This window comes from Mycobacterium celatum (assembly GCF_002101595.1).
GTDB lineage: Bacteria > Actinomycetota > Actinomycetes > Mycobacteriales > Mycobacteriaceae > Mycobacterium > Mycobacterium celatum.
Genome location: NZ_LQOM01000027.1, coordinates 1 through 25,336, shown reverse-complemented (window position 1 = coordinate 25,336; position 25,336 = coordinate 1). Strand labels below are relative to the sequence as shown.

Genomic DNA, 25,336 nt, shown 5'->3' with positions numbered 1-25,336 from the left:
CCGTCAGCCCTTCGCTGCCAGCGCCGTGCGCAGGCTGGCGCACTGGCTGGCGAAAAACGCCTGGGACACTTTGGCTTTGGGTACCAGCAAGTCGAATCCGTGAAACGCGCCCGGGACCACCTCGACGTGGCACGCCACCCCGGCACGGGTGAGCCGCTCGGCGTAGGCCAGGTCCTCGTCGTGGAACAGGTCGTGGGTGCCGACCCCGATCCACGCCGGGGGCAGCCCGCTCAGGTCGTCGCGGCGCGCGGGCACGGCAACCTGCGGGTCGGCGTCACCGAGATAAGCCGCCCAGCCGAACCGGTTACTGCTGGGGCTCCACAACCGGTACGACGGGTGCTTCGGATTGTTCGCACTGCGGTCGTCGAGCATCGGGTAGGCCAGCAGCTGCAGGGCCGGCGTGACTTCGCCGCGGTCGCGGGCGAGCAGCGCCAGGGCGGCCGCCAGCCCGCCGCCCGCGCTGGCACCGCCGATTGCGATCCGCGACGGATCCACCGCGGGCTGCCGGGCCAGCCACGTCAGCGCCGAATAGCAGTCCTCGAGCGGCGCGGGATAGGGGTGTTCGGGTGCCAGCCGGTAGTCCACCGACGCCACGGTGGCGCCCAGCTCGCGGCTGAAGCGGCGGCACAGCGTGTCGTCTTGGCTTGCCCTGCCCAAGACGTAGCCCCCGCCGTGCATCCACAGCAATGCAGCCGTGGATTCGGTTGTCCCGGTGGGGCGAAACAGCCGGATGCCGGCGCCCGAGTCCAGGGTGAGCACTTCGACGTCCCCCGGACTGCGCAGGCCCTGCAGCCGCGTCGCGGCCCGCATCAGGCGCAACGTCCGTGGGCTGACCAAGGTTCGCGGGGCGATGCGGGCGATTCTGCGCAGGTCAGGGTGAACGTCGGTGTCCGGCATCGGTCCAGTATGGCGCGGTGTGGCCGACGGGATGATCGGTGGGCGGCCCGCCGACCGCCGATCGCCGTTTGCGCCCAACCCGACGGGGTACGCTCCCGGAATGGTGCGCCCCGCGACGCGATATCCCGGCCCGACCGTGGCGTCACGGGTCAGATGGTTGCTGCGAGCCCGTCCGGCGGATTACATGCTGGCATTGAGCGTGGCGTCGGCTTCGCTGCCGGTGGTCGGCAGGCATCTGGAGCCGCTGGGTGGCGCGACGGCAATGGGGGTCTGGGGATGTCGGGTCCTGCCCGAGTTCCTGTCCACCACGGCCAAGTCCTGGCTGACCCCGGGCATCGGCGAGGTCCGCAAGCGCGAGCGCGACCAGACCCACACCGTCTCGCAAGCCGCGCTGCGCGGCATCGTCTCGGCCAAGGACCTCGACATCGAATGGCCCGCGCCCGAGCGCACGCCGCCGGTGTGGCGGGCGCTCAGCCATCGCCGCTACCTGCATCGCACCGCGGTCCGCTACGGTGATCACCCGGCTCAGTTGCTCGACGTGTGGCGCCGCAAGAACTTGCCGACCCGTCCGGCGCCGGTGCTGCTGTTCGTGCCCGGCGGTGCCTGGGTGCACGGCAGCCGCACCCTGCAGGGCTATGCGCTGATGTCGCAACTGGCCGAGCTGGGCTGGGTGTGCCTGTCCATCGACTACCGGGTCGCGCCGCATCATCGCTGGCCCAGCCACATCACCGACGTCAAAACCGCGATCGCCTGGGCGCATGCCAACGTCGACAAGTTCGGCGGCGACCGCAATTTCGTTGCGGTGGCGGGTTGTTCGGCCGGCGGGCACTTGGCCGCGCTGGCCGGACTCACCGTCAACGACCCCGAGCTGCAGGCCGAACTGCCCGAGGGCTCGGACACCTCCGTGGAGGCCGTCGTCGGGATCTACGGCCGTTACGACTGGGAGGACCGCTCCACCGCCGAGCGGGTCCGTTTCGTCGACTTTCTGGAGCGGGTGGTCGTCAAGCGCAGCATCGAGAAGCACCCCGACGTGTTCCGCGACGCTTCGCCGATCGCCCGGATTCGCCCGGACGCCCCGCCGTTCCTGGTGATCCACGGCAGCAACGACACGGTGATCCCGGTCGAACAGGCGCGCAGCTTCGTCGAGCGGCTGCGCTCGGTGTCGCATTCGCCGGTCAGCTACATGGAATTGCCCGGCGCCGGCCACGGCTTCGACCTGACCGACGGCGCGCGCACGGGCGCGATGGCCACCGCAGTCGGGTTGTTCCTCAACCAGGTTCACCGCAATCACGCGTTGATGGCCAAAGACGTTATTTGAGCGCCCCCCGACTGTAAGGTCCGTCCCAAACGGGAGGTGGCGGGTGAAAAGGCTCAGTGGCTGGGACGCGGTACTGCTGTACAGCGAGACGCCGAATGTGCATATGCACACACTGAAGATCGCGGTCATCGAGTTGGATCCCGACCGCCGTGATTTCGATATCGACGCCTTTCGCCGGGTCATCCACAGCCGGCTCTACAAGTTGGACCCGTTCTGCTACCAGCTGGTCGACATCCCGATGAAGTTCCATCACCCGATGTGGCGCGAGAACTGCGATGTCGACCTCACCTACCACATCCGGCCCTGGCGGCTGCCGGCCCCGGGCGGTCGCCGCGAGCTCGACGAGGCGATCGGACAGATCGCCAGCACGCCGCTGGATCGCAGCCGCCCGCTGTGGGAGATGTATTTCGTTGAGGGCCTGGCCAACAACAGGATTGCGGTGGTCGGCAAGATCCATCATGCGCTGGCCGACGGTGTCGCAGCCGCCAACCTGCTGGCGCGCGGCATGGACCTGGCCCCCGAACCGGGAACGGGCCGCAAGCGGTATGCGCCTGACCCGGCGCCCTCCAAGGCCGAGCTGGTGCGCTCGGCATTCGGTGACCACCTGCGCCAGCTCGGACGAATTCCGCGCACCGTGCGCTACACCGCGGAGGGGGTGGCCCGGGTGCGCCGCAGCAGCCGCAAGCTCTCACCACAGTTGACCCGGCCGTTCACCCCGCCGCCGACCTTCATGAACCACATGCTCACGCCTGAACGCAAATTCGCCACCGCCACGCTGGCGTTGGCCGACATCAAGGAGACCGGCAAGACGCTCGGTGTCACGATCAACGACGTGGTGCTGGCCCTATCGTCGGGGGCGTTGCGGAGACTGCTGCTGCGCTACGAAGGCAAGGCCGAGCCGCTGCTGGCCTCGGTGCCGGTGAGTTTCGACTTCTCGCCGGACCGTATCTCGGGGAACTACTTCACCGGAATGCTGGTGGCGTTGCCTTGCGACGCCGAAGACCCGCTGGAACGGGTCCGCCTGGCGCACGACAACGCCGTCGACGCCAAGGAGAGTCATCAGTTGCTCGGGCCCGAGCTGGTGAGCCGATGGTCGGCCTACTTCCCGCCGGCGCCGGCTGAGGCGCTTTTTCGGTGGCTGGCCAGCCGCGACGGCCAGAACAAGGTACTCAACCTGCCGATCTCCAACGTTCCGGGACCTCGAGAGCACGGCCGGGTCGGCGGCGCGCTGGTCACCGAGATCTATTCGGTGGGGCCGTTGACCGCGGGCAGCGGTCTGAACATCACCGTGTGGAGTTACGTCGACCAGCTCAACGTGTCGGTGCTCTCCGACGGCATCACCGTCGACGATCCGCACGAAGTCACCGAGGCCATCCTCGACGACTTCGTCGAATTACGCCGCGCCGCAGGGCTTTCCGAGAAGCTGACGGTGGTCGAGAGCGCCATGGCGCAGGCTTAACTGCTCGCGCAGCTAACTGAGCTGCGCCAGCAACTCGGCCCGCACCACCTTGCCGGTGCTGCTGCGGGGCAGTTCGGGCAGTACGACGATCTCGCGGGGCACCTTGTAGTTGGCCAGGTTGTCGCGTACGTGCTGCTTCAACGCGTCGACGGTGACAGTCGCGCCGTCGACAAGCACCACGAACGCCGCCAGCCGCTGCCCGTACTGTTCGTCGTCGACACCGAGCACCGCGGCCTCGGCGACATCGGGGTGCCCCACCAAAGTCTTTTCCACCTCGATCGGGTAGACGTTCTCGCCGCCGGACACGATCATCTCGTCGTCGCGTCCGACTACGTAGAGTCGCCCGGCCTCGTCGACCCGGCCGACGTCACCGGACGCCATGAAGCCGTCGTGAAAATCCTTGGTATTACCGGACGTATAGCCGTCGAAGCGGTTGGAGTTGCGCACGAAGATCTGGCCGACCTGCCCCGTGGGCACTTCGCGGAAGTCGCTGTCGAGGATGCGGATCTCGGTGCCGACGGCGGGCTTGCCGGCCGTGTCGGGCGCGGCCCGCAGATCCTCGGGTGTCGCCGTGGCGATCATGCCGGCCTCGGTGGCGTTGTAGTTGTTGTAGATCACGTCGCCGAACTCGTCCATGAACCGGGTCACCACGTCGGGCCGCATCCGCGAGCCCGAGGCGGTCGCGAATCGCAGTGAGCGGCAGCTGTATTTCCGGCGCACCTCGTCGGGCAGGTCCATGATCCGGTCGAACATCACCGGCACCACGCACAGGCCGGTGGCCTGGTAGCGGTCGACGAGGTCGAGGGTGGCTTCCGGGTCGAATCTGCGACGGGTCACCACCGTGCAGCCCAGCGACGCGGCGAACACCAGCTGGGAAAACCCCCAGGCGTGAAACATCGGCGCCACCACCACCGTCGTCTCCTCTGTGTGCCACGGCACCCGGTCCAGGATCGCTTGAAGCTCGCCCACGCCACCGCCAGAATGCTTGGCGCCCTTGGGACTTCCAGTTGTTCCCGACGTCAGCAGGATCAGTTTGCCTTTGCGGCCGGACCTTGCGGGCCGCCGGCCGAGGTGCTCGGCGATCAACTGCTCGACGGTGAGCTCCTGCGGCTGTTCGGTCCACGCGACGATGCGGGTGGTGTCCGGGCGGTCGGTCAGCGCGCGGTCGACCGAGTGGGTGAACTCCTCGTCGTAGATCACCGCGTCGGCGCCCTCGCGGTTGACGACCTCGGCCAGCGCGGGCCCGGCGAACGAGGTGTTGAGCAGCAACACGTCGGCGCCAATTCGGTTGGCGGCCATCAAGGCTTCGACGAAACCGCGATGGTTGCGGCACATGATCCCGACCACCGCCGGTGTGCCGCCGGGCAGCCCCTGCAGCGCCGCGGCCAGCGCGTCGCAGCGGCCGTCGAGCTCGCGGTAGGTCAGCGACCCCAGCTCGTCGATCAGCGCCGGCCTATCCGGGCAGCGCTGCGCAGACATCGCGAATCCGCTTGTGACGGAATGACCTTCGCGACGGGCGGCAGCCGCAATACGCAGGTATTTGTCGGGCCGCAGCGGTGCGATGATCCCGGCGCGAACCATCGTGGCCAGCAGGCCGAAGAGCGCCATTAGCCGAGGATCGGCAGTCGGCGCTCTTCGGCCAACTTGTCCAGCGCCTTTTGCATGACGTGACGGACGTGGGCGTCGACCTCGTCGATGTCGGGGTCCTCGCCGAACTGCTCAGCCACGTCGATCGGCTCGAGCACCTGCATGACGATCTTCGTCGGCAGCGGCACGTTGACCGGCAGCACCGCGGACAGCCCGAACGGGAAACCCACCGAGATCGGCAGGATCTTCACCCGCATCAGCTTGTCCAGCCGCAGCGCGTGGGCCAGCCACGTGCCGCGCGACAGATACAGCTGGCTCTCCTGCCCGCCGATGGCGACCGCCGGCACGATCGGCACCCCGGCGTTCAGCGCCGCCCGGACATAGCCGGTGCGGCCGTCGAAGTCGATGGTGTTCTCCGACAGCGTCGGCCGGTACACGTCGTAGTCCCCACCCGGGAACACCACCACCACGCCGCCGGAACGCAGTGCCTCCTCGGCGTTCTCGTGGTTGGCGCGGATGAAACCGGTCCGCACGAAGAAGTCGGCGATCGGGCCGGTGAACAACACGTCGTGGCTCAGCGTGTAGACCGGACGGTCATAACCGAACTTCTCGTAGAACCCGGAAGCAAAGACCGGCACGTCCATCGGGAACAGCCCGCCGGAGTGGTTGGACACCACCAGCGCCCCACCCGGCGGGAACGACTCCAACCCGCGCACCTCGGCGCGGTGGTAGCCCTTGATGAGCGGGCGGATCCAGCCCATCACCCGTTCGGTCAGTCCCGGATCCCACTTGGAAATCTCGGTTGGTTCGGTGTCGATGGCTGTCAACTATCCCCCTGGGATTCCGCGCCGATACTGCTGTGATGGTAGTCGAGCGCGCGGGCGGCGGTTCGGGCCGACCGATACCATCGTTCGACACCTGTCCCGATCCGAAGGAGCGTCACACCGTCGTGAGCACCGCACAAAAAGAAGCCCCAGTTCTCGTCGAGCAGCGGGATCGAATACTGATCATCACGATCAACCGGCCCGAGGCCAAAAACGCCGTCAACGCCGCGGTCAGCAAGGGCCTCGCCGACGCCATGGACCGCCTGGACGGCGACGCGGGCCTGTCGGTGGCGATCCTGACCGGTGCCGGTGGCTCCTTCTGCGCGGGCATGGACCTCAAGGCGTTCGCGCGCGGCGAGAACGTCGTCGTCCAGGGCCGCGGCATGGGCTTCACCGAACGTCCACCGACCAAGCCGCTGATCGCCGCCGTCGAGGGCTACGCCTTGGCCGGCGGCACCGAGTTGGCGCTGGCCACCGACCTGATCGTGGCGTCGAAGGACTCGGCGTTCGGCATCCCCGAAGTCAAACGGGGGCTGGTCGCCGGGGGTGGCGGGCTGCTGCGGCTGCCGCAGCGCATCCCGTATGCCGTGGCGATGGAGTTGGCGCTGACCGGCGACAACCTGCCCGCCGAGCGGGCGCATGCCCTCGGCCTGGTCAACGTGTTGGCCGAGCCGGGCAAGGCGCTGGACGAGGCGATCAAGCTGGCCGAGAAGATCACCGCCAACGGCCCGCTGGCGGTGGCCGCCACCAAGCGGATCATCGTCGAGTCCCGCGGCTGGAGCCCGGAGAACATGTTCGCCGAGCAGACCAAGATCCTGATGCCGGTGTTCGCCTCCAACGACGCCAAAGAAGGCGCGATCGCGTTCGCCGAGAAGCGCCCGCCACGGTGGACCGGGACCTGAACCTCACGGCCTATTTCGGTCGGGTCGGCTATGCGGGGCCGGCCGATCCGACGTTGGAGACGCTGGCCGAGCTGGTGGCCGCGCACGGGCGTCGCATCCCGTTCGAGAACCTCGACCCGCTGCTCGGTGTCCCGGTAACCGACCTCAGCCCGGAGGGTGTGACGGACAAACTGGTGCGCCGGCGCCGCGGCGGCTACTGCTACGAGCACAACAATCTGTTGCGATATGTGCTCGAGCAGTTGGATTTTAGGGTCGACGCGCTGGCGGCGCGGGTGATGTGGATGAGCCCGCAGGGGTTGGACGGGCCACCCCCTGCGCTGACCCACCAGGCGCTGTCGGTGCGCATCCCCGGCGTCGACGACGTGTTTCTGGTCGACGTCGGATTCGGCGGACAAACCCTGTCCTCGCCGATCCGCCTGATACCCGGCCCGGTTCAACAAACGCGGCACGAGCCGTACCGGCTACGCACTCACGGCGACGGATACGTGTTGGAAGCGCTGGTCCGTGAGACGTGGCAGCCGCTGTACATCTTCAGCATCGAGCCGCGACCGCTGATCGACCTACTGGTCGGAAGTTGGTATGTGTCAACGTATCCCGAGTCGCACTTTGTCACCAGCCTCACCGCCGCGCTCGTGACAGACGACGCGCGGTGGAACCTCAACGGGCGTCATCTCGCGATCCATTCGAAGGGTGAAACCGAACGCATCCGATTCGACACGGCCGGGCAGGTGCTCGACGCGCTGGTCAACCGGTTCGGGATCGACGTGTCCGGTCTGGGCGACGTCGAGGCCCGGATCGCCCAGGTGCTCGACAACTAGCTGCGTCGTCTAAACTCGGCATGACACTTTTGGCGGTGTTTGTAACGGGCCGACGGCACAGAAAGTCCGAGCTTTGAGCATTTCGTTACTCCTCGAGATGGCGGTCTCGAGCAACCCAGACCGGACCGCCGTCGTCTCCGGTGACCTTCGGTTGACGACGCAAGAGTTGAGCGATCTGGCCGACAGCGGCGCGGGCGTCATCGCCGGATCGGGCTGCCGGCATGTGGTCTACGTCGGCACCGGCGGGGCGATGTTGCCGCTGCTCATCTTCGCCTCGGCGCGCGCCGGTCTGCCGTTCACCCCGATCAACTACCGGCTCTCCGCCGAGAGCATCCAGAGTTTGATCGGGCGGTTGCCCGAACCGCTCGTGGTCGTCGACAGCCGCTACCGCGACATCGTGGTTGGCACGCGGGTGATGGATTCCGACGACTTCCTGGCCCAGGCCCGCAGCGCGGAGCCGGCCGCAGAGTTTCTCGACCCCGACGCGACGGCGATCGTGCTGTTCACGTCGGGCACCACGTCGGCGCCCAAGGCCGTCGAACTTTCGCACAACAACCTGACCAGTTATGTCACCGGCACAGTGGAATTCGAGTCGGCCGAGCCGACCGACGCCGCGCTGATCTGCGTGCCGCCCTACCACATCGCAGGGGTCGGGGCCGCGCTGTCGAACCTGTATGCCGGGCGCAAGATGGTCTATCTGCCGATCTTCGATCCCGAGGAATGGGTGCGGCTGATCAACGCCGAGCACGTCACCACCGCCACCGTGGTGCCGACGATGCTCGACCGCATCGTCACCGTGCTGGAGACCGGCCGCCACGAGCTGCCGTCGCTGCGCAACCTCGCCTACGGCGGATCGAAGGTGGGCTTGCCGCTGGTTCGCCGAGCGCTGGAGCTGCTGCCGAACGTCGGCTTCGTCAACGCCTACGGCCTGACCGAGACCAGTTCGACGATCGCAGTGCTCACCCCGGAGGACCACCGCGAGGCGCAGGCCGCGTCGGATCCCGCGATCGCCCGCCGGCTGGGATCGGTCGGTCAACCGGTGCCGGGAATCGAAGTGCAGATCCGTGACGAGAGCGGCGCCGTACTGGGGCCGGGGGAGATGGGCGAGCTGTTCGTGCGCGGCGACCAGGTGTCGGGCCGCTACACCGGGATCGGTTCGGTGCTCGACGCCGACGGGTGGTTTGCCACGCGCGACATCGCGATGCTCGACCAGGGCGGCTATCTGTTCATCGGCGGGCGCAGCGACGACACGATCATCCGCGGCGGTGAGAACATCGCGCCTGCCGAACTGGAAGACGTGCTGATCGAGCACCCGCATGTGCGTGACGTCGCCGTCGTCGGCGTCGACGATCCGCAGTGGGGTCAGGCGATCGTCGCGGTGGTCGTGCCCACCGTCGGCGTCGACCCCGACCCCGACGAATTGCGCGAGCATGTCCGCAAACACTTGCGCGGTTCACGCACTCCCGACCGAGTAGTCTTTCGCGACGAGCTGCCCACCAACGCCACCGGCAAGGTGCTTCGCCGCGAAATCGTGGAATCCCTAAGAACTCTAGGATCGAAATCATGATCAAGAACGGAACCCGTCTGGCCAGCCAGGTGTGCGACACCCAGGTCATCGTCGTGCGCAGCGCCGACAGCCTCGACGACTTGCGCTGCGGCGGCGCGCCGATGGTGCCGTTGGGCGCCGAGCGTTCCGGGGAACTGGATCCGGCGTTCGCCGACGGCAACGTGATGGGCAAGCGCTATGTGGACGAGAACGGCGCCGAGGTGCTGGTGACCAAGGCGGGCGCAGGGACACTGGCGATCGGTCAGACCGCGCTGAGCCTCAAAGAGGCCAAGCCGTTGCCGGCCAGCGACTGACTTTCCCGCGATTACTTGGTAACGCCGTTACGACGGACGAATTCCCTTGCCTTGATGAGGAATTCGAGCTGGCTGTGCACCTCGCGCAGCGGGCCGGCGCTGCGTGTCGAACGGCATAGCACGACGGCGCCCTCCAGCGCCGCAATCGAAGTCACCGCCAGCGATGCCGCATCCGTTTCGGGGAAGCCGTCGGCGACGAATGCCCGCGCCAATGCGGCGCACCAGCGGTCCAGGATCTGCCCGGCTTCGGCGGTCAAAGGCGGTTCCTCGTCAGCCGAGCCGATCGCAGCCGCGACGACGGGGCAGCCCGAGGCGAAGTCGCTATCGGCCAGTAGCCGTTCCCACAACTCGACGAATTCGCGCAGCAGCACCATCGCGCCACGCTCGGCGGATTGATCGATGGTGGCGGTGATGGCATCACCGGCATACCGTAGGGCTTCGGTGAGGATTTGGTTGCGGCCCTCGGGAAAGTGGTAGTAGACCGAGCCGCGCGGCGCGCCGCTGCGATTGAGCACTTCGTCGATGGTGACGCCGGCGGCCCCGCGTTCCCGCATCACCTCCGCGGCGCTGACCAGCATCTTGGTGCGCGTCCCGCCTCGTTTGGCGCGTCTGGTGCGCGTGGCTAACGACATGGCGAACTCCCCCGGGAATCCCGACTCTCAGGCGGCGTGCGAGTGGCGTAGTTGCGGCATCCGCCAGTGCACGCTGCGCGGGTGCAACCGCACCGACTTCAAGGACGTGTGGGGCAGGTCGGGAACCTCACGGGTGAAGCGGTAACCGACGATGTTCAACTCGAGGACCCACATGATCTGTCTCCTGCCTCATGCGCCGGTGAGGCCCATGATTATGCAAGACAGCATAGAACAAGCTAGGGGTTCTATACAAGTAGGTAGCCCTACAAGGGATAACTGCGCCTCATAAGCGCAAGCCACGCTAAGCACGCCGCACTGTCTATGTTCTATTGCATATTACTTAGACCTGCGGTTGACTCGGCCCATGACCGAAACCTCACTGCCCGTTATGCAGACCGTCACCCTCGAGCGGGACGGCCACGTGCTGCTGATCGGTCTCAACCGGCCAGACAAACGCAATGCCTTCAACCGCGCGATGCTCGCCGAGCTGTCCCGGGCATATGCGCTGCTGGAGACCGACGCCGAGATCCGTGCCGGGGTGCTGTTCGCCCATGGCGAGCACTTCACCGGCGGGCTGGACCTGGTCGACGTCGCACCGGCCATCGCCGCCGGCGAACTGGAGTTCCCAGACGACGGGCGCGACCCGTGGCGCCTCGACGGCTCCTGGACCACTCCGCTGGTCGCCGTCGCCCAGGGCTGGTGCATGACGCTGGGCATCGAGCTGCTGCTCGCCGCCGATATACGGGTCGCCGCCACCGGTACCCGGTTCGCGCAGATCGAGGTGCAACGCGGGATCTACCCGTTCGGCGGCGCGACGATCCGGCTTCCCCGCGACGCCGGGTGGGGTAATGCGATGCGCTGGTTGCTGACCGGCGACGAGTTCGGCGCCGACGAGGCGCATCGCATCGGCCTGGTTCAGGAGGTGGCCATCGACGCGACGGCCGCGCTGGCCCGGGCGCGTGAGATCGCCCACACCATCGCGAATCATGCTGCGCCGCTGGGTGTTCGGGCCACTCTGGCGTCGGCGCAGCTGGCCCGCGAACACGGTGATGCGGCCGCCATCGCACGGCTGCGACCGGAGGTTGCCGCGTTGTTTGGGACCGCCGACGCCGCCGAGGGCGTCCAGTCTTTCGTCGAGCGCCGGCAGGCCCACTTCCAGGGCCGCTAGCCCTCTTTCGGCGCTCAACGTGAAGCTAGCTTCACACTCAAGCTCGACTGTGCGCCTAGCTTCACGCTCGGGACGCTAGCTGTCGATCGTATAGCCCATCGGCATCAGCACACTCTTCTGCTGAGTGAAGTGCTCGACGCCCTCGGGCCCGTTTTCGCGGCCAATGCCGGAGTTCTTGTAGCCGCCGAACGGACAGCACGGATCGAACGCGTACCAGTTGATCGCATACGTCCCGGTGCGGATCTTCTCCGCGATCTCGATCCCGTGCGGCACGTCGGCGGTCCACACGCTGCCGGCCAGGCCGTACACCGAGTCGTTGGCGATCCTGATCGCGTCGTCTTCCGTGTCGTACGGAATGATGGACAGCACCGGTCCGAAGATCTCCTCCTGCGCGATCGTCATCTTGTTGTCGACGTCGGCGAAAACCGTTGGCTGCACAAAGAAGCCGCTGTCCAGCCCGTCGGGGCGTCCGCCGCCGCACACCAGCCGGGCGCCCTCCTCGATGCCCTTGGCGATGTAGCCCTCGACGCGGGCGCGCTGCTTCTCCGAGATCAGCGAACCGATCTGGGCGGCCGGGTCCGACGGCAGGCCCACCGGCAGCGCCCGCACGAAAGTGCTTACGGCGTCTACGATCTCGTCGTATCGCGAGCGCCGAGCCAGGATGCGGGTCTGGGCTACACAGGCCTGCCCGGTGTTCATGATCCCGGAGAACACCAACATCGGGATGGCCGAGGCCAGATCGACGTCGTCGAGGACGATCGCCGCCGATTTGCCGCCGAGCTCCAACGTGCACGGCTTGAGCAGGTCGGCGGCGCGCCGGCCGATCTCCTTGCCGACACCCGAGCTGCCGGTGAAGGTGAAGATGTCGACGTCCGGGTTGGAGGTCAGCGCTTGCCCCGTCTCGATCCCGCCGGCAACGATCGAGAGCACACCCTCGGGCAGGCCGGCTTCGGCGAACACTTCCGCCAAAGCATTTGCGCTCAGCGGTGTTTCGGCGGCCGGCTTCAGCACCACCGTGCAGCCGGCCAGCAGTGCCGGGCCCAGTTTGTTGACGGCCAGGAACAGCGGGACGTTCCAGGCGACGATCGCGCCGACGACGCCGATCGGCTCGCGGTAGACGATGCTCTGCCCGTATCCGCCGGTGCGGATCTCTTTCCACTTGACCTGCTCGACGGCCGGGCCGGCGAAGAAATTCAGCGCTCCGATCGAGCTCATCCAATGCATCGTTTCGATGGTCGTCGGCGGCTGGCCGGTCTCGCCCGCGAGGATCTGGGTGAACAGCTCCTTGCGCTCTTCCATCAACTTGAGCGCGTTGGCGATGACGGCCGCGCGCTCCGCCGGCGGGGTCGACGGCCACGGTCCGGTGTCGAACGCCTTGCGGGCCGCCGCTACGGCGGCGTCAACGTCGGCCGCGGCCGCCAGCGGCACCTTGCCGACGTATTCGCCGGTGGCCGGGCAGTGCACCTCGATGACGTCGGTGCTCGACGGTTCGGTCCACTTGCCGCCGATGAACAGCTTGTCGTATTCGGTCTTCTGACTGTCGGTCATGGCGCCAACCCTACCCAGCGACCGGCAAAACGAGAACAGGTTTCAGTCAAGTGGCGGCTGCGGCCGCAGCACCAGCACCAAATTGCTCACCAGAAATTCCCGCAGCACCGGCACGGACGTCAACCACCAGGCCCATCGCGGGTGGTAGCGCGGAAATGCGGCGACCAGCGTCCCGGTGCTGGCCGCCCAGTCCAGGCCGTCCGCCGCCGAGACCGCGAATAACGACGACCCGTAGTTGTTCTTCGCCGGGTGGCCGTGTTTGCGGGCATAGCGTGCGGCGGCCCGCTCGCCCCCCAGATAGTGGGACAGGCCCATCTCATGTCCGCCGAAGGGCCCCAGCCACACCGTGTACGACAACACCGCCAGCCCGCCGGGCCGGGTCACCCGCAGCAGCTCGGCGCCCAGTTGCCAGGGCCGCGGAACATGTTCGGCGACATTGGATGACAAGCAGATGTCCACCGAGTCGTCGGCGAACGGCAGCGCCATGCCCGACGCCCGCACGAATGCGCCCGAGCTCTGGGTGCAAGTCGGTGCAGCCGGGTGCATTTCGTCTGCATCCGGTTCGACGCCGATGTAGCGGATTCCGGCGTCGGCAAACGCCGTCGCGAAGTATCCCGGCCCGCCGCCGACGTCGAGCAGGGTGCGGCCCACCGGGGATTCGCCGTGCATGCCGCGCCAGAGGTCGCAGACCATCGCCGCGGTGTCGGCGGCCAGCGTGCCGTAGAACCGGGCCGGCTGCGCTTGCTCGTAGCGGAACTCCGATAGCAGCCGCAGCGAGCGGGACAGCGTCGCCCGCCGGGCCAACACGTCGGTCACGGCCATCGCCCTAAGCCTATGGGCGGACCGAATCCTGCGCGAACGTGCGTAGTTGTACGCATTCATACGGCGTGTTGCGTGCAAACACGCACCGTCGCGGGGTGGCGTTAGGCTGGACCGCGATGTTTGCGCGCTCCCGGCCCTCGGGCCACCGATCCCAGGGTCTCGGGGCGGTATTACTGCTGTGCTGGCGTGACACCGGCCACCCGCAAGGCGGCGGCAGCGAAACCTACCTGCAGCGCATCGGCGCGCAGCTCGCCGAATCCGGTATCGCCGTCACGCTGCGCACCGCCCGCTACCCAGGCGCGGCCCGCCGTGACGTGATCGACGGGGTGCGGATCAGCCGCGCAGGCGGGCGCTACTCGGTGTACGTGTGGGCGCTGCTGGCGATGGCGGCGGCGCGCCTCGGACTTGGACCGCTGCGGCATGTACGGCCCGACGTGGTGATCGATACCCAGAACGGTCTGCCGTTTCTGGCCCGGCTGATCTATGGACGACGGGTGGCGGTGCTGGTGCACCATTGCCACCGGGAGCAGTGGCCGGTGGCCGGCAGGATGCTCGGCCGGCTGGGCTGGTTCGTCGAGTCGTGGCTGTCGCCGCGAGTGCACCGGCGCAACCAATACGTGACGGTCTCGCTTCCGTCGGCCCGCGACTTGGTGGCACTGGGTGTCGACTACCAGCGAATCGCGGTGGTGCGCAACGGTCTTGATGAGGCACCGGCGACGTCGCTGTCCGGGCCGCGCGCGGCCACCCCGCGGGTGGTGGTGTTGTCCCGACTGGTGCCGCACAAACAGATCGAGGACGCGCTGGATGCGGTGGCGCAACTGCGGTCGCGGATACCGGGCTTGCATTTGGACATCGTCGGCGGCGGCTGGTGGAGGCAGCGGCTGGTCGACCATGCGGCACGCCTCGACATCAGCGACGCGGTGACATTCCACGGCCATGTCGATGATGTGACCAAACACCATGTGGTGCAACAGTCTTGGGTGCACGTGCTGCCGTCGCGCAAGGAAGGGTGGGGGCTGGCGGTGGTCGAGGCGGCCCAGCACGGCGTGCCCACCATCGGTTACCGGTCGTCGGGTGGGCTGGCCGATTCGGTCATCGACGGAGTGACCGGAGTGCTGGTCGACGACCGGACTGAGCTGGTGAATCGGCTGCACCAACTGCTCGACGACGCGGTGCTGCGCGACCAGCTCGGCGGCAAGGCGCAAGCGCGCAGCGCCGAATTCTCCTGGCCGCAAAGCGCCGACGCGATGCGCACGGTGCTGGAATCCGTGTTGGCCGGAAAGCGGATCAGCGGCGTGGTGTAGCCGTGGCCGACACGTCGCTAGCCTGGCTGCTTCAACCTCTCAGTGTGCAGACCTTTCTCGACGAGGTATGGGGGCAGACGCATCACCACGTCAAGCGAAGCAACGCAGGCTACTTCGACAGTCTGCTGCAGGGGCCGTCGGTGATCGACGAACTTCTCGAGCATGTCCGGCCGGAGCCGTCCGGGGTGCGCCTGGTACGCCGTGGCGAGGACAAGGACCCCGGCACCTACCGGCTTGCGGACGGCAGCCTGGATGTGGCTCGCGTCCGCAACGACTTCGCCGACGGGTACACGATCGTCCTCAACAGGCTTGAGCAGTACGTGCGTGCGATCGGTACGTTGTCGCACGCCATCGAGGTCGAGCTGAACTTCCCGACACGGGTCAACGGCTACATCACGCCACCCGGATCGGCGGGCTTCGTCCCCCACTACGACCCGCACGACGTGTTGATTCTCCAGATCCAGGGATCGAAGGTCTGGTACCTGTCCAACGACGCCGCGGTCCCGCCTCACGAGATGCACCACCCGGATGCGGTTGCCACACCTGAACTCTCGTCGCCGACCGAGTTGCGCCTGGCGGCCGGCGACGTGCTGTACCTGCCGCGCGGCCAAGTTCACGGAGCGGAGACGCAGTCGGAGCCGTCCGTCCACTTGACCGTCGGAATTCACGCGCCCACTGTGCTGACGCTCATGACCCACGTGCTCTATTCGCTGAGTCTGCGCGACGACGGCATCCACGCCCGTCTGCCGGCGCGGCATCTGGATGACGCAGGGGTGCGCGCGAGTTTGACTGACGTCGTGCACGACATCCTCCGAACCGTCGGGGACCCGAGCGTCATCGCGGACGGTCTCGGCGCCATGGAGGAGGTGCTGGTTCGGCGCGGCCGCTGCCCACCGGTCGGACAGGTCTCCAACGCCGTGGGAATCGACGGAGACACGCTGGTGGTCAAGTACCAGCCGCTCTACTCCCGAGTGGTTGCCGACACTGGGAATGTTGGTCTGCAGTTTGCTCAGCTGCTGATAAAGGTCGGTCCGGATCACAAAGCCGCGATTAAGTTCGTGGCGGGGAGTAGCAAGCCATTTCGAGTTCGCGAACTGCCCGGACTGAGTCCCGAGCAGCAGACGGCGTTGGCCCGAACGTTGATCACGACCGGGTTCCTTGTCCGGCTGCCCGACGACTAAAAGTGCTTTTGCGCAGAAATCAAGGCTAAAAGTCCGGAAAAGCGGACCAAAGCACCCAGATCATCCGCAGTTCGTTATTGCGAAGGCGCTGCCGCCGCGGAAGAATTACCCCGGGAGGGTGCCCGTGGGTGTTCGACGATGACCGCGCCGATCTGGATGGCCTCGCCACCGGAGGTGCATTCGGCGTTGCTGAGCAGCGGTCCGGGGCCGGAGTCGTTACTGGCGGCGGCCGGAGTGTGGAACTCGTTGAGCGTCGAATACGAGTCGGCGGCCGAGGAGCTCAGCTCGCTGTTGGCGGCGGTGCAAACCGGGGCGTGGCAGGGTCCCAGCGCGGAATCGTATGTGGCCGCCCATGTTCCGTATTTGGCGTGGCTGATGCACGTCAGCGCGAACAGCGCGGCAACGGCCACTCAGCATGAGACTGTGGCGGCGGCCTACACCGCCGCGCTGGCGACGATGCCAACTCTGGCCGAACTGGCCGGCAACCATGCCATGCACGCGGTGTTGGTAGCGACGAATTTCTTTGGGATCAACACCATTCCGATCGCGCTCAACGAGGCCGACTACGCGCGAATGTGGGTTCAGGCGGCCACCACGATGACGACCTATCAAGCGGTCTCCAGCACCGCGGTGGCGTCGACGCCGCAGACCGACCCTGCGCCGGTGATCCAGAAAACCAACGGCAACAACAACTCCGGCGGAAGCCAAGACGAGGGGCCGGGTCCCACCGACCCGAGCTGGTGGACCGAGCGCTTAGGCAAAATCGGCACCGCCATCGAGAATGAGTTGTTGCACCCGAGCCCGACCAACGCCGAGGTGCTGTATCAGATATTCACGTATTGGATCCCTCGCTGGGGCGGCGAGGTGTATCTCACCTTCGCCCCCCAGTTGACGCAACTATCGGAGCTCTCGTTCGGCCTGATCGCGCCCGCCATTCCGATGGCGGGCGCCGCGGGCCTGGCCGGGCTGGCCGGCCTGCCCCAATCCGCTTCGGTCTCCACGCCCGAGGTTCCTGCTGTGGCGGCCGCGCCGGCGCCGGCCGACATCCAGCCGGTTGCCGGAATCACGCCCTCACCCGCGCCCACGCCGGCCGCCGCCCAGGCTGCGGCCCCGGCGCCCGCGACCGCGCCCACAGCGAGCGCCGTCGCGACCACCGGCCCGCCGGCACCGCCCCCGCCCGGCGGGGCGGGTTTCGCCTACCCGTACGTGGTCGGGCCGCCCGGAGTGGGGACCGGCGCGCCGATGAGCGTCCGCGCCGGAGCCAAAATGAATGCGTCAGAGCCCGACTCGGCGGCTGTTGGGGCCGCGGCGGCTACCCGAGAAGATGCGAGCCACCGCAGGCGCCGAACCAAAGCGAAACAGCTGGGGCGCGGTTACGAATACATGGATCTGGAGCCCGACGTGGCAGCCTCGGACCAGGGTGCGGGAACACTGGGCTTCGCCGGTACTGCGCGGAAGGCCGGGGCCGGACAAGCCGCCGGGTTGACCACGCTGGCCGACGATGCGCTCAGCGGCCCGGCCATGCCGATGATGCCGAGCAGCTGGGGCACCGACACCGACCACCCCGACACCAGTTAGGAACTCAGTCGCTCGGACGCCCAGTACTCCCGCAAGCTTTGAATCCGATCGCCGTCGAATTCCAGGATCGCGACCTCGCGCATCAGCTTGCGGTGTCCTTGGACGAGATCGTCGAACCGCGCTTCCCACTCGGCGACGGCCGTCGTGCCGTCGAGGTAGAGGTTGAGCAACGTGGCCTCGATATTGGCCTGTCCCGCAACCACTTTGGTCTGCCAATAGTCGCGGATTCCCGCCTCGCCGCAGACCGGCTCGCCCAGCACGCGCTCATGGTAGGTGGCGGTAGGAGTGAATATGGTGACGATCAGGTCGGGGTCTTGGGTGGTCCAGGCCTGCAGATAGACATCGACGACGTGGCGCACCTCGGCCTTCGACAAGCTCATGCGAATGTCCGACTGGCGCGATGTTCAGGTGTACCTGCGAACTAAGTCGTTCTCTCCGAATGTGTTCGTGTGCTGCAAGCCGTGGGCGTCGCGGCCGAAAAATGTCCACTGCCGCGGGCTTGTCTGCGGCCCGCTGATCAATTTGACCGTGTAGCGCAGGTGGTTGGGCTGCATTGTGTCGATGATGTCACCGACGCGGATCTGCGACGGATGAATCTCCGGTGCGTCCCGCCAGTCCTTTATGGCCATGCTTATCCGTCCTCGCTGTTGCTGTCACGCTACCCTGATGCGCGGTTCCCCGGCCGGTTGGGGGCAATCGGCGACGTCATGTCCTCCGACTACCGAGCGGCCGACACCGGCGCCAGCCGGCTGCCGCCATCCCGATAGCCCCGACGGCCAGCGTCGCCAGCCACGCGAAATGCGCGATCAGCACGGTCAACCGCCGACCGGCAGGGGCGCCGACACTCTCGCCGCTGACTCGATACAACGCCAGGTCAGGCCCGCGGTAGACCGCGGGGAGGTGCTCGAATATCCTTGCTGCCGAGCCGATCTCGCCGGGCGTTGCCCGCTCGACGACCAGCCACGCCACCCCGGCGCGGTTCAGCATGGCGGGATCTGCTCCGGCCAACAGCAGCTGCTGCACGCCACGTGCCCGCGTGCCCTCGCCGGGAACGGTCACCCCGGAAATCGTTAGGTCGCCGGTGGCCAGCACGTCGGCGCGCACCCAGCGCGGCAGCGGGTCGAGCACCGGCGCCGGACCTGACCAGGAGAAGCGGCGCATGCTGCCGGCCGGCAGCACCGCTACCGCCCCGGAATGGTCGTTGACTGCCGCCGCGACAGCGGCCCAGCCGGGCGGATAGTGTATCGGCGCCACCCTGCCCCACACCCCCCACGTCAGGTCAGGCAGCGTGAACAACAGTGCGGCACAACAGATCAGCGCCGTCACGGCGGGGTACACCCAACGTCGCAGCGTCAGCACAGCGCCAGCGACGGCCAACGCATAGCCGGGCATCGCCAGCGCCACCCACTTCTGCCCGTCGCGCAAGACACCGAGGCCGGGCACGACGTCGACCACCGTCCGCAGCATGTGCAGACCCGGGCCGGTGGCCAACGCCGCGGGCACCAGCACCGACACCGCAGCCAGCACCAGCAGCGGCACCGCCGTCGGCCGACGCAGCACAGCAGGCAGTCCAGCCGCCACCACACCGAGCATCACGACTGCCCCTGCTACCGCGAAAAGCGTTGCGCGAGAGGGTGGTACCGCATCGCCGTTCCAGATGCCGCCCAGGCTGGCCAGGCTGCCCAGCGTGCCCAAGCCGGGCTCGGCGCGCGCCGCGAACGCGGCTATCGCGGCACCCTGCTCCGCCGGCAAAGAGGAGCCCAGCGCCGTCGCCGTCAGCCACGGCAACGCCGCCACCACCGCGCAGGCCAGCGTCGCCGCACCGCACAGCCAACGTGGGCGGCCATCGCCCGGCGCCAGCACGCAGACCAGCGCCACCGTCGCAGCCAGCATCAGGCCGGTCGGCGTCAGCCCGGCCAGCGCGATCCAGAACGCCAGCCCGAAGAACCGCGGCCATCCGCCTCCTGAGCGCAGCGCCAGCATCGTCGTCGCCACCCAGGGCAGGCAGCCGTAGCCCACCAGCAGGCTCCAATGCCCCTGCAGCAACCGTTCGCCGACATAGGGATTCCAGATCGCCAGCGTGATCGCGACGAACTGACCGCTCGCCCCGGCCTCCGGCAACACCGCCAAGACCAGCAGGGCCGCACCCCAACCCGCCAGCCACAGCCCGACGACGAGCAGCGCCTTCACCACGACGCCGCCGTCGATGAGATGCGAGGCCAACGCGACCGCGAAATCCTGCGGCGTCGCGCGCGGCGCCGACTCGGACAGACCGAGCGCGGTGTCGGACAGATAGGACCGCGGCGTGGACACCGCGTCGCGCAGCAGCAGATAACCCGGCCTCAGCAGCGGCCCGACCACCAGCAGCGCCAGCGCCAGCGCGTACCCGGGACGGGACCCCTGCAGAACCCAGCGGCCGATCCCGGTCAAGAGTTAGGTCCGGTCGGGTGGACCCGGCTCGGGTGGGGCCGTCGGCGGCGGACCGGCGTCTCGTTGGAGGTCGGCGGGCGGTGTGGGCAGCTTCTCGGTCTCGGCCTCAGCCCCGGGCACCGGCTCGGCCGGCGGCCCGCCGCGGCCGAAGAAGCCATGGTCGGCGGTGTCCAGGCCGGGGTCGAGCAACGCCGCCTCGGTCCGCAGGCTGAACGAGCCCAGCAGCACCCCGCCGATCAAGGCGATCAAGCCGGCGGCGGTGAAAGTGATCGGCAGCACCCGCGACCACAGCGCCAACCGATCGCGCTCGTTGCGGGCCGCGTTGACCTGCCCTTCGACCGTCTCTTCGTTGGTGGTGACCTTGTAGTCGGCCAGCGCCACCTCCGGCTTCAGCGGGTCGCGGGCGAAGTAGTGGTTGGCGTGCAGTTCTTCCTTGACGATCGTGCCCGACTCGGGGTCCACCCAGAACGTTTTCTGCGCCGCGTAGTAGCGGGTCATGGCGATCTTCTCGTCGGGGTTGTCGCTGGGGACGTCCCACATCGCGGCGGTAGCCGTGACCTTGCTGTCCTCGTCGTTGGCGTACAGCGACGGGTACTTCACCGGGTCGACCAGCTTGCCGTCGTCGTCGTACCCGATGTTTTGCGTGAACTTGTAGGTGGTCAGGCCGTTGACGTCTTCCTCGGCGCTGTAGTTGGCGTCAAACGCCTTCTGCGCAATCGGGTCGAAGTACGGATACGTCTGCTTTTCGGTGTGGAATGGGAACCGGTAGGACAGCCCGTCGTGCGGCAGCGCAATGTTGGTCGGAGGGTTGTCGTCGTTGATGGTGCGTGGCTTTTGCACGGCCCCGCCGGGATGGGTCTCGTCGGAGACCGCCATCGCCGTCTTGCGGTTGAGGGTGACGGTGTCGACCAGCGCCAGCAGCAGGCCGGTGTCCTTCTGCTTGTCGGTGCGCCGAACCGACGTGCCCACCTGGAACGTCACGACGTCCGCGTTGGCGGGCGACTCGACGCTGATCTGCTGCTGGGAAACCAGCGGCACATTCTTGTCGACGACGAAGTGGTCGCCGGATAAGGACGCCGGGTCCAGCGCGGTTCCGCTGCCGTCGCTGATCAATGTGGTGTCCAGGTTGAGTGGGATCTTGGTGATCCTGCTGGCGGTATACGTCCAGAGCAGCAGCGCGGCAATCAGCAGGGCGGCCCCGAGTCCCATGATTCCGCATGCGGCGATCCGCAACATGACTGCTCGGTTCACCCGCGTCCTCCTTCTGGTCCGAGACCGCTTTACCTGGGAGCAAAGCCAAAACTCGTTTGACCCTAACAGCAATATTTAAGGTGCCGGCTTAGTCCCGCGGCGCCACAGGCACACTGTCTGCCATGAGTGATGGCCGGCAGGTGGGCGGGATCCGCAGCTTCCTGCCCGCGGTGGAAGGCATGCGGGCATGCGCGGCCATCGGTGTCGTCATCACCCACGTCGCGTTCCAGACCGGACACTCCAGTGGGGTCGACGGTCGGCTGTTCGGCCGTTTCGACTTGGCCGTTGCGGTGTTCTTCGCCTTGTCGGGGTTCCTGCTGTGGCGCGGGCACGCGGCGGCGGCGCGCGGCCTGGGACCCAGCCCGTCGACCGGTCACTATCTGCGGTCCCGGGTGGTGCGCATCATGCCCGCCTATGTGGTGGCCGTCGTCGTGATCCTGACCTTGCTGCCCGACGCCGAGCACGCCAGCCTGACCGTGTGGCTGGCGAACTTGTCGCTGACCCAGGTCTATGTGCCATTGACGCTGACGGCGGGACTGACGCAGATGTGGAGCCTGTCGGTTGAGGTCACTTTCTACCTGGCGCTGCCGATCCTGGCGCTGCTGGCCGCCCGGTTGCCGGTCCGCGCCCGGGTGCCGGTGATCGCCGGCCTGGGGATCGCCAGCTGGTTTTGGGGCTGGATTCCTTTCCACGCGCCGTCCGGGCTCAACCCGCTGAACTGGCCGCCGGCGTTCTTCTCCTGGTTCGTCGCGGGCATGCTGCTCGCGGAGTGGGTGTACAGCCCGATCGGGTTGCCGCATCGGCTGGCGCGGCGGCGGGTGCTGCTGGCCGTCGTCGCGGTGGGCGCCTATCTGGTGGCGGCCTCCCCGCTGGCCGGTCCGGCGGGGTTGACGCCCAGCACCGCCGCGGAGTTCACGGTGAAGACCGCGATGGGTTCGCTGCTGGCGGCCGCGCTGGTGGCGCCGCTGGTCCTGGACCGGCCCGACACCCCGCACCGGCTGTTGGGCAGTGCGCCGATGGTGACGCTGGGCCGTTGGTCCTACGGCATTTTCATCTGGCATCTGGCGGCGCTGACCATGGTGTTCCCGGTGATCGGCGAGTTCTCGTTCCAGGGCCACATGCCCGAGGTGCTGGTCCTGACGCTGATTTTCGCCGTCTCCATTGCCGCCGTGAGCTATGCGCTGGTCGAATCACCGTGCCGGGAAGCGTTGCGGCGCTGGGAGATTCGACGGCAGGAGGCGGTCAGCCGGCGCCAAGAGGACGCAATCGCGCCATGACCTGAGCGCGCACCGCAGAACGCCTCGCTTTGCCGGCGTCGTCGCGCAGCGGGGTGTCGACGAACTCGACGCGGCGCGGCACCTTGTACGCGGCGATGCGTTCGGCCAGAAACGCGCGGACGGCCTCCTCGTCCAGAGCCTCCGCTTGCACCAGTGCGTAGGGCACCTGGCCGAGGTCATCGTCGGGTACGCCAACTACCAAGCAGGACAACACATCCGGGTGTGCCGACAGCGCGTTCTCGATCTCGGCCGGATAGACGTTGCGGCCGCCGACGGTGAACATGTCGACGCGCCGATCCGACAGGTACAGAAACCCGTCTTCGTCGAAGTGGCCCAGATCGCCCAGCGAATCCCAGCCGTCGCGGCTCTTGGCGGTGACGCCGACGTAGCGGTAGGTCGGCGCGGTGCCGGGGCCGGGTCGCATGTAGATCTCGCCGACCACGCCGGGTGGGCACGGATTGCCGTCCTCGTCGAGCACCTTCATCTCGCCGGCGACCACGACGCCCACCGAGCCGCGGTGGGTCAGCCATTGGTCACCGGAGATGAACGTCAGTGCCTGAAGTTCGGTGCCGCCGTAGAGTTCCCACACTTTCTCGGGACCGAGCAGGTCGATCCAGGCTTGTTTGATCGCTGGCGGGCAGGGCGCGCCGAGGTGCCAGAATCGCCGGATCGACGACAGGTCGTAGGCGCTCGGGTTGGCGCGATAGACCGGCAGCAGGCGCTGCATGATCGTCGGCACCGTCGTCAGGAAGGTGACGTGATGTTCGGTGACCAGCCGCAGGAATTCGTGCGGGTCGAACCTGGGCATCAGCACCAGGTGGTGGCGCATCAGCAGGCCGATCACTGCGGTGGTGAAGCCGGTGTTGTGGGTCAGCGGCACCGAGATCAGGTTGACGTCGCCTTCCTGCGCGTCCAAGGGATAGCCGATCTCGGGTGGTATCCGGCTGTCGCCGCCTGCTTCGATCAATTTGGGACGACCGGTGCTGCCTCCGGAGGCCATCGACTTCCAGCACGGCGACACCGCTTCCGGCAGCGGGTCATCGGAGGTGTCTGGCGTGAATCCTGCTGGTACACTGGGGATTCCGGGATACTCACGGCCGACGAGTAGGGCTCGGGGCCGTAGCTCGAGGATGCCTTCGAATTCGGCGGCCGGTAGCCGCGGCGACAGCGGTTGGGGAACCGCGCCCAGCTTCCAGCATGCGACCGTGGCTTGTACCCACTCGATCGAATTCGGCAAGACGATCGTCACGTAGTCGCCGACGCCGACACCGAGCTCTGCGTAGGCGCGGGCCAGCCGGTTGGTGGACTTGTCGAGTTCCTCGCGGGTGATGGTGCGTCCCTCACAGGTGACGGCGGGTTCGTCGGGAGCTCGCTGTGCCAGCGCAGAGATCTGGGTGCCGATCGGCAGGATCTCACTCATAGCCGCCCTGCCGTTCGAAGATCCGTCGCGGGTTGTCGACGAGCATGGTGTGCAGCTGCTCGTCGGTGACGCCGCGCTCTTTGAGTGCGGGGATCACGTCGTTGTGGATGTGCAGGTAGTGCCAATTGGGTGCGACGACAGGCATCAGCTCTTCGGGCAGCGCGTCGAAGTAGCAGTTGGCGTCGTGGGAGAGCACCATCTGGTCGGCGTGCCCCCGCTCGCACATCCGCGCCACCGTGTTCACCCGATCCTCGAAAGGAAGGATCACGTCGATGCCGAACCGGTCCATCCCGAGGTAGGAGCCGGCGGCGATCAGCTCTTCGAGGTAGCCGATGTCGGTCGAATCGCCGGAATGGCCGATCACCACCCGGGAGAGGTCGACGCCCTCCTCTTCGAAGATGCGTTGCTGCTCGAGTCCGCGTCGCAGACCGGCGTGGGTGTGCGTCGAAATAGGTACGCCGGTGCGTTTGTGCGCCTGGGCCACCGCGCGCAGCACCCGCTCGACGCCGGGGGTGATGCCGGGTTCGTCGGTGGCGCACTTGAGGATCGCCGCCTTGATACCGGTGTCGGCGATGCCCTCTTCGATGTCGCGGACGAACATGTCGGTCATGATCTCCGGGCCGTCCAACTGGGTGCCCGGTCCCTGGTAATGGAACCGGAACGGCACGTCGTTGTAGGTGTACAAGCCGGTCGCGACGACGATGTTGAGGTCGGTCTGGGCGGCGACGCGGGCGATGCGCGGAATGTAGCGGCCCAACCCGATGACGGTCAGATCGACGATGGTGTCCACCCCGGCGGCCTTGAGTTCGTTGAGCCGCTTGACGGCGTCGGCCTGGCGCTGGGCCTCGTCGCCCCAATCCTCCGGATAGTTCTCCATGATCTCGGTGGTCATGATGAACACGTGCTCGTGCATCAGCGTGACGCCGAGGTCGGCGGTATCGATCGCTCCCCGTGCGGTATTCACTTGCGACATGGGCCCGATGCTAAGTGGTCTGGGTCGGAATTTCGGTGACGTATTTGCGTGTGGCGTTTAGGCGGCTGGCGTCAGCTGAGCGTTCTC

At 67.4% G+C, this 25,336-nt stretch carries 23 protein-coding genes and 1 pseudogene; 11 read left to right on the top strand and 13 right to left on the bottom strand.

Annotated features, from left to right (window positions below):
* Nucleotides 1–3: 3 nt before the first annotated feature.
* Complete coding sequence (locus AWB95_RS11265) at nucleotides 4–897, bottom strand: alpha/beta hydrolase (protein ID WP_085168229.1); 894 nt, start codon at nucleotides 895–897, stop codon at nucleotides 4–6.
* 100 nt (nucleotides 898–997) lie between these two features.
* On the opposite strand from AWB95_RS11265, the gene AWB95_RS11260 reads away from it, so the two are divergent.
* Entirely contained in the window at nucleotides 998–2,215 is a 1,218-nt protein-coding gene (locus AWB95_RS11260; RefSeq protein ID WP_062540535.1) for an alpha/beta hydrolase, read from the top strand.
* Between the two features lie 43 nt (nucleotides 2,216–2,258).
* On the top strand, nucleotides 2,259–3,674 hold the full coding sequence (locus AWB95_RS11255; protein WP_062540523.1) for a WS/DGAT/MGAT family O-acyltransferase: 1,416 nt from the start codon (nucleotides 2,259–2,261) through the stop codon (nucleotides 3,672–3,674).
* Nucleotides 3,675–3,686: 12 nt separating this feature from the next.
* Here AWB95_RS11255 and fadD12 read toward each other — a convergent pair whose 3' ends face one another.
* Together fadD12 and AWB95_RS11245 are read right to left on the bottom strand one after the other, a co-directional pair.
* Nucleotides 3,687–5,282, bottom strand: a complete 1,596-nt coding sequence (gene fadD12 / locus AWB95_RS11250; protein WP_062540524.1) for an acyl-CoA ligase FadD12 — start codon at nucleotides 5,280–5,282, stop codon at nucleotides 3,687–3,689.
* Nucleotides 5,282–6,088, bottom strand: a complete 807-nt coding sequence (locus AWB95_RS11245; RefSeq protein WP_062540525.1) for a 1-acyl-sn-glycerol-3-phosphate acyltransferase — start codon at nucleotides 6,086–6,088, stop codon at nucleotides 5,282–5,284. The genes fadD12 and AWB95_RS11245 overlap by 1 nt, the downstream gene beginning before the upstream one ends.
* Before the next feature lie 122 nt (nucleotides 6,089–6,210).
* Between AWB95_RS11245 and AWB95_RS11240 the strand changes: the two genes are divergently transcribed.
* From AWB95_RS11240 to AWB95_RS11225, 4 genes are all read left to right on the top strand, one after another.
* Entirely contained in the window at nucleotides 6,211–6,987 is a 777-nt protein-coding gene (locus tag AWB95_RS11240) for a crotonase/enoyl-CoA hydratase family protein (protein WP_062540536.1), read from the top strand.
* Nucleotides 6,972–7,805 carry an arylamine N-acetyltransferase family protein gene (locus AWB95_RS11235; protein WP_062540526.1) on the top strand — a complete coding sequence of 278 codons (834 nt, stop codon included), beginning with the start codon at nucleotides 6,972–6,974 and terminating at the stop codon, nucleotides 7,803–7,805. The genes AWB95_RS11240 and AWB95_RS11235 overlap by 16 nt, the downstream gene beginning before the upstream one ends.
* Before the next feature lie 73 nt (nucleotides 7,806–7,878).
* Nucleotides 7,879–9,372 carry a class I adenylate-forming enzyme family protein gene (locus AWB95_RS11230; RefSeq protein ID WP_062540527.1) on the top strand — a complete coding sequence of 498 codons (1,494 nt, stop codon included), beginning with the start codon at nucleotides 7,879–7,881 and terminating at the stop codon, nucleotides 9,370–9,372.
* Entirely contained in the window at nucleotides 9,369–9,665 is a 297-nt protein-coding gene (locus AWB95_RS11225) for a hypothetical protein (protein WP_062540528.1), read from the top strand. The genes AWB95_RS11230 and AWB95_RS11225 overlap by 4 nt, the downstream gene beginning before the upstream one ends.
* An 11-nt stretch (nucleotides 9,666–9,676) precedes the next feature.
* Here the strand turns inward: AWB95_RS11225 and AWB95_RS11220 are convergent, their stop codons facing one another.
* Together AWB95_RS11220 and AWB95_RS23265 are read right to left on the bottom strand one after the other, a co-directional pair.
* Nucleotides 9,677–10,297, bottom strand: coding sequence for a TetR/AcrR family transcriptional regulator (locus AWB95_RS11220; protein WP_062540529.1), 621 nt, complete (start codon nucleotides 10,295–10,297; stop codon nucleotides 9,677–9,679).
* Between the two features lie 27 nt (nucleotides 10,298–10,324).
* Complete coding sequence (locus AWB95_RS23265) at nucleotides 10,325–10,471, bottom strand: hypothetical protein (RefSeq protein ID WP_169714670.1); 147 nt, start codon at nucleotides 10,469–10,471, stop codon at nucleotides 10,325–10,327.
* Nucleotides 10,472–10,661: 190 nt separating this feature from the next.
* Between AWB95_RS23265 and AWB95_RS11215 the strand changes: the two genes are divergently transcribed.
* Nucleotides 10,662–11,465, top strand: coding sequence for a crotonase/enoyl-CoA hydratase family protein (locus tag AWB95_RS11215; RefSeq protein ID WP_062540530.1), 804 nt, complete (start codon nucleotides 10,662–10,664; stop codon nucleotides 11,463–11,465).
* 75 nt (nucleotides 11,466–11,540) lie between these two features.
* Here the strand turns inward: AWB95_RS11215 and AWB95_RS11210 are convergent, their stop codons facing one another.
* Entirely contained in the window at nucleotides 11,541–13,013 is a 1,473-nt protein-coding gene (locus AWB95_RS11210; RefSeq protein ID WP_062540531.1) for an aldehyde dehydrogenase, read from the bottom strand.
* A 42-nt stretch (nucleotides 13,014–13,055) separates the two neighbouring features.
* Nucleotides 13,056–13,835 (bottom strand): class I SAM-dependent methyltransferase, encoded by a 780-nt coding sequence (locus AWB95_RS11205; protein WP_062540532.1) that lies wholly within the window; start codon nucleotides 13,833–13,835, stop codon nucleotides 13,056–13,058.
* A 116-nt stretch (nucleotides 13,836–13,951) separates the two neighbouring features.
* On the opposite strand from AWB95_RS11205, the gene AWB95_RS11200 reads away from it, so the two are divergent.
* The 3 genes from AWB95_RS11200 to AWB95_RS11190 all read left to right on the top strand — a co-directional run bounded on the left by AWB95_RS11200 (nucleotide 13,952) and on the right by AWB95_RS11190 (nucleotide 17,898).
* Nucleotides 13,952–15,139 carry a glycosyltransferase family 4 protein gene (locus AWB95_RS11200; RefSeq protein ID WP_062540533.1) on the top strand — a complete coding sequence of 396 codons (1,188 nt, stop codon included), beginning with the start codon at nucleotides 13,952–13,954 and terminating at the stop codon, nucleotides 15,137–15,139.
* Nucleotides 15,140–15,141: 2 nt separating this feature from the next.
* On the top strand, nucleotides 15,142–16,320 hold the full coding sequence (locus AWB95_RS11195; protein WP_062540534.1) for a cupin domain-containing protein: 1,179 nt from the start codon (nucleotides 15,142–15,144) through the stop codon (nucleotides 16,318–16,320).
* 138 nt (nucleotides 16,321–16,458) lie between these two features.
* The gene (locus AWB95_RS11190) at nucleotides 16,459–17,898 is read left to right on the top strand and encodes a PPE family protein (RefSeq protein WP_085168228.1); all 1,440 of its coding nucleotides are present in this window, start codon (nucleotides 16,459–16,461) and stop codon (nucleotides 17,896–17,898) included.
* Here AWB95_RS11190 and AWB95_RS11185 read toward each other — a convergent pair.
* The 4 genes from AWB95_RS11185 to pgfA all read right to left on the bottom strand — a co-directional run bounded on the left by AWB95_RS11185 (nucleotide 17,895) and on the right by pgfA (nucleotide 21,579).
* Entirely contained in the window at nucleotides 17,895–18,278 is a 384-nt protein-coding gene (locus tag AWB95_RS11185; protein ID WP_062541906.1) for a nuclear transport factor 2 family protein, read from the bottom strand. The genes AWB95_RS11190 and AWB95_RS11185 overlap by 4 nt on opposite strands.
* A 24-nt stretch (nucleotides 18,279–18,302) precedes the next feature.
* Nucleotides 18,303–18,527, bottom strand: coding sequence for a hypothetical protein (locus AWB95_RS11180; RefSeq protein ID WP_062541905.1), 225 nt, complete (start codon nucleotides 18,525–18,527; stop codon nucleotides 18,303–18,305).
* A 76-nt stretch (nucleotides 18,528–18,603) separates the two neighbouring features.
* On the bottom strand, nucleotides 18,604–20,304 hold the full coding sequence (locus tag AWB95_RS11175) for an MmpA family trehalose lipid delivery protein (protein ID WP_085168246.1): 1,701 nt from the start codon (nucleotides 20,302–20,304) through the stop codon (nucleotides 18,604–18,606).
* A 27-nt stretch (nucleotides 20,305–20,331) separates the two neighbouring features.
* Nucleotides 20,332–21,579, bottom strand: a complete 1,248-nt coding sequence (gene pgfA / locus AWB95_RS11170; RefSeq protein WP_169714669.1) for a cell envelope lipid trafficking protein PgfA — start codon at nucleotides 21,577–21,579, stop codon at nucleotides 20,332–20,334.
* 100 nt (nucleotides 21,580–21,679) lie between these two features.
* On the opposite strand from pgfA, the pseudogene AWB95_RS11165 reads away from it, so the two are divergent.
* Nucleotides 21,680–22,856: pseudogene (locus AWB95_RS11165) on the top strand (acyltransferase family protein); the annotation flags it as partial.
* Here the strand turns inward: AWB95_RS11165 and AWB95_RS11160 are convergent.
* Nucleotides 22,822–24,276: an AMP-binding protein gene (locus tag AWB95_RS11160; protein WP_085168224.1), complete on the bottom strand. Its 1,455-nt coding sequence runs from the start codon at nucleotides 24,274–24,276 to the stop codon at nucleotides 22,822–22,824. The pseudogene AWB95_RS11165 and the gene AWB95_RS11160 overlap by 35 nt on opposite strands.
* The gene (locus tag AWB95_RS11155; RefSeq protein ID WP_085168222.1) at nucleotides 24,269–25,249 is read right to left on the bottom strand and encodes a phosphotriesterase family protein; all 981 of its coding nucleotides are present in this window, start codon (nucleotides 25,247–25,249) and stop codon (nucleotides 24,269–24,271) included. The genes AWB95_RS11160 and AWB95_RS11155 overlap by 8 nt, the downstream gene beginning before the upstream one ends.
* Nucleotides 25,250–25,336 lie beyond the last annotated feature (87 nt).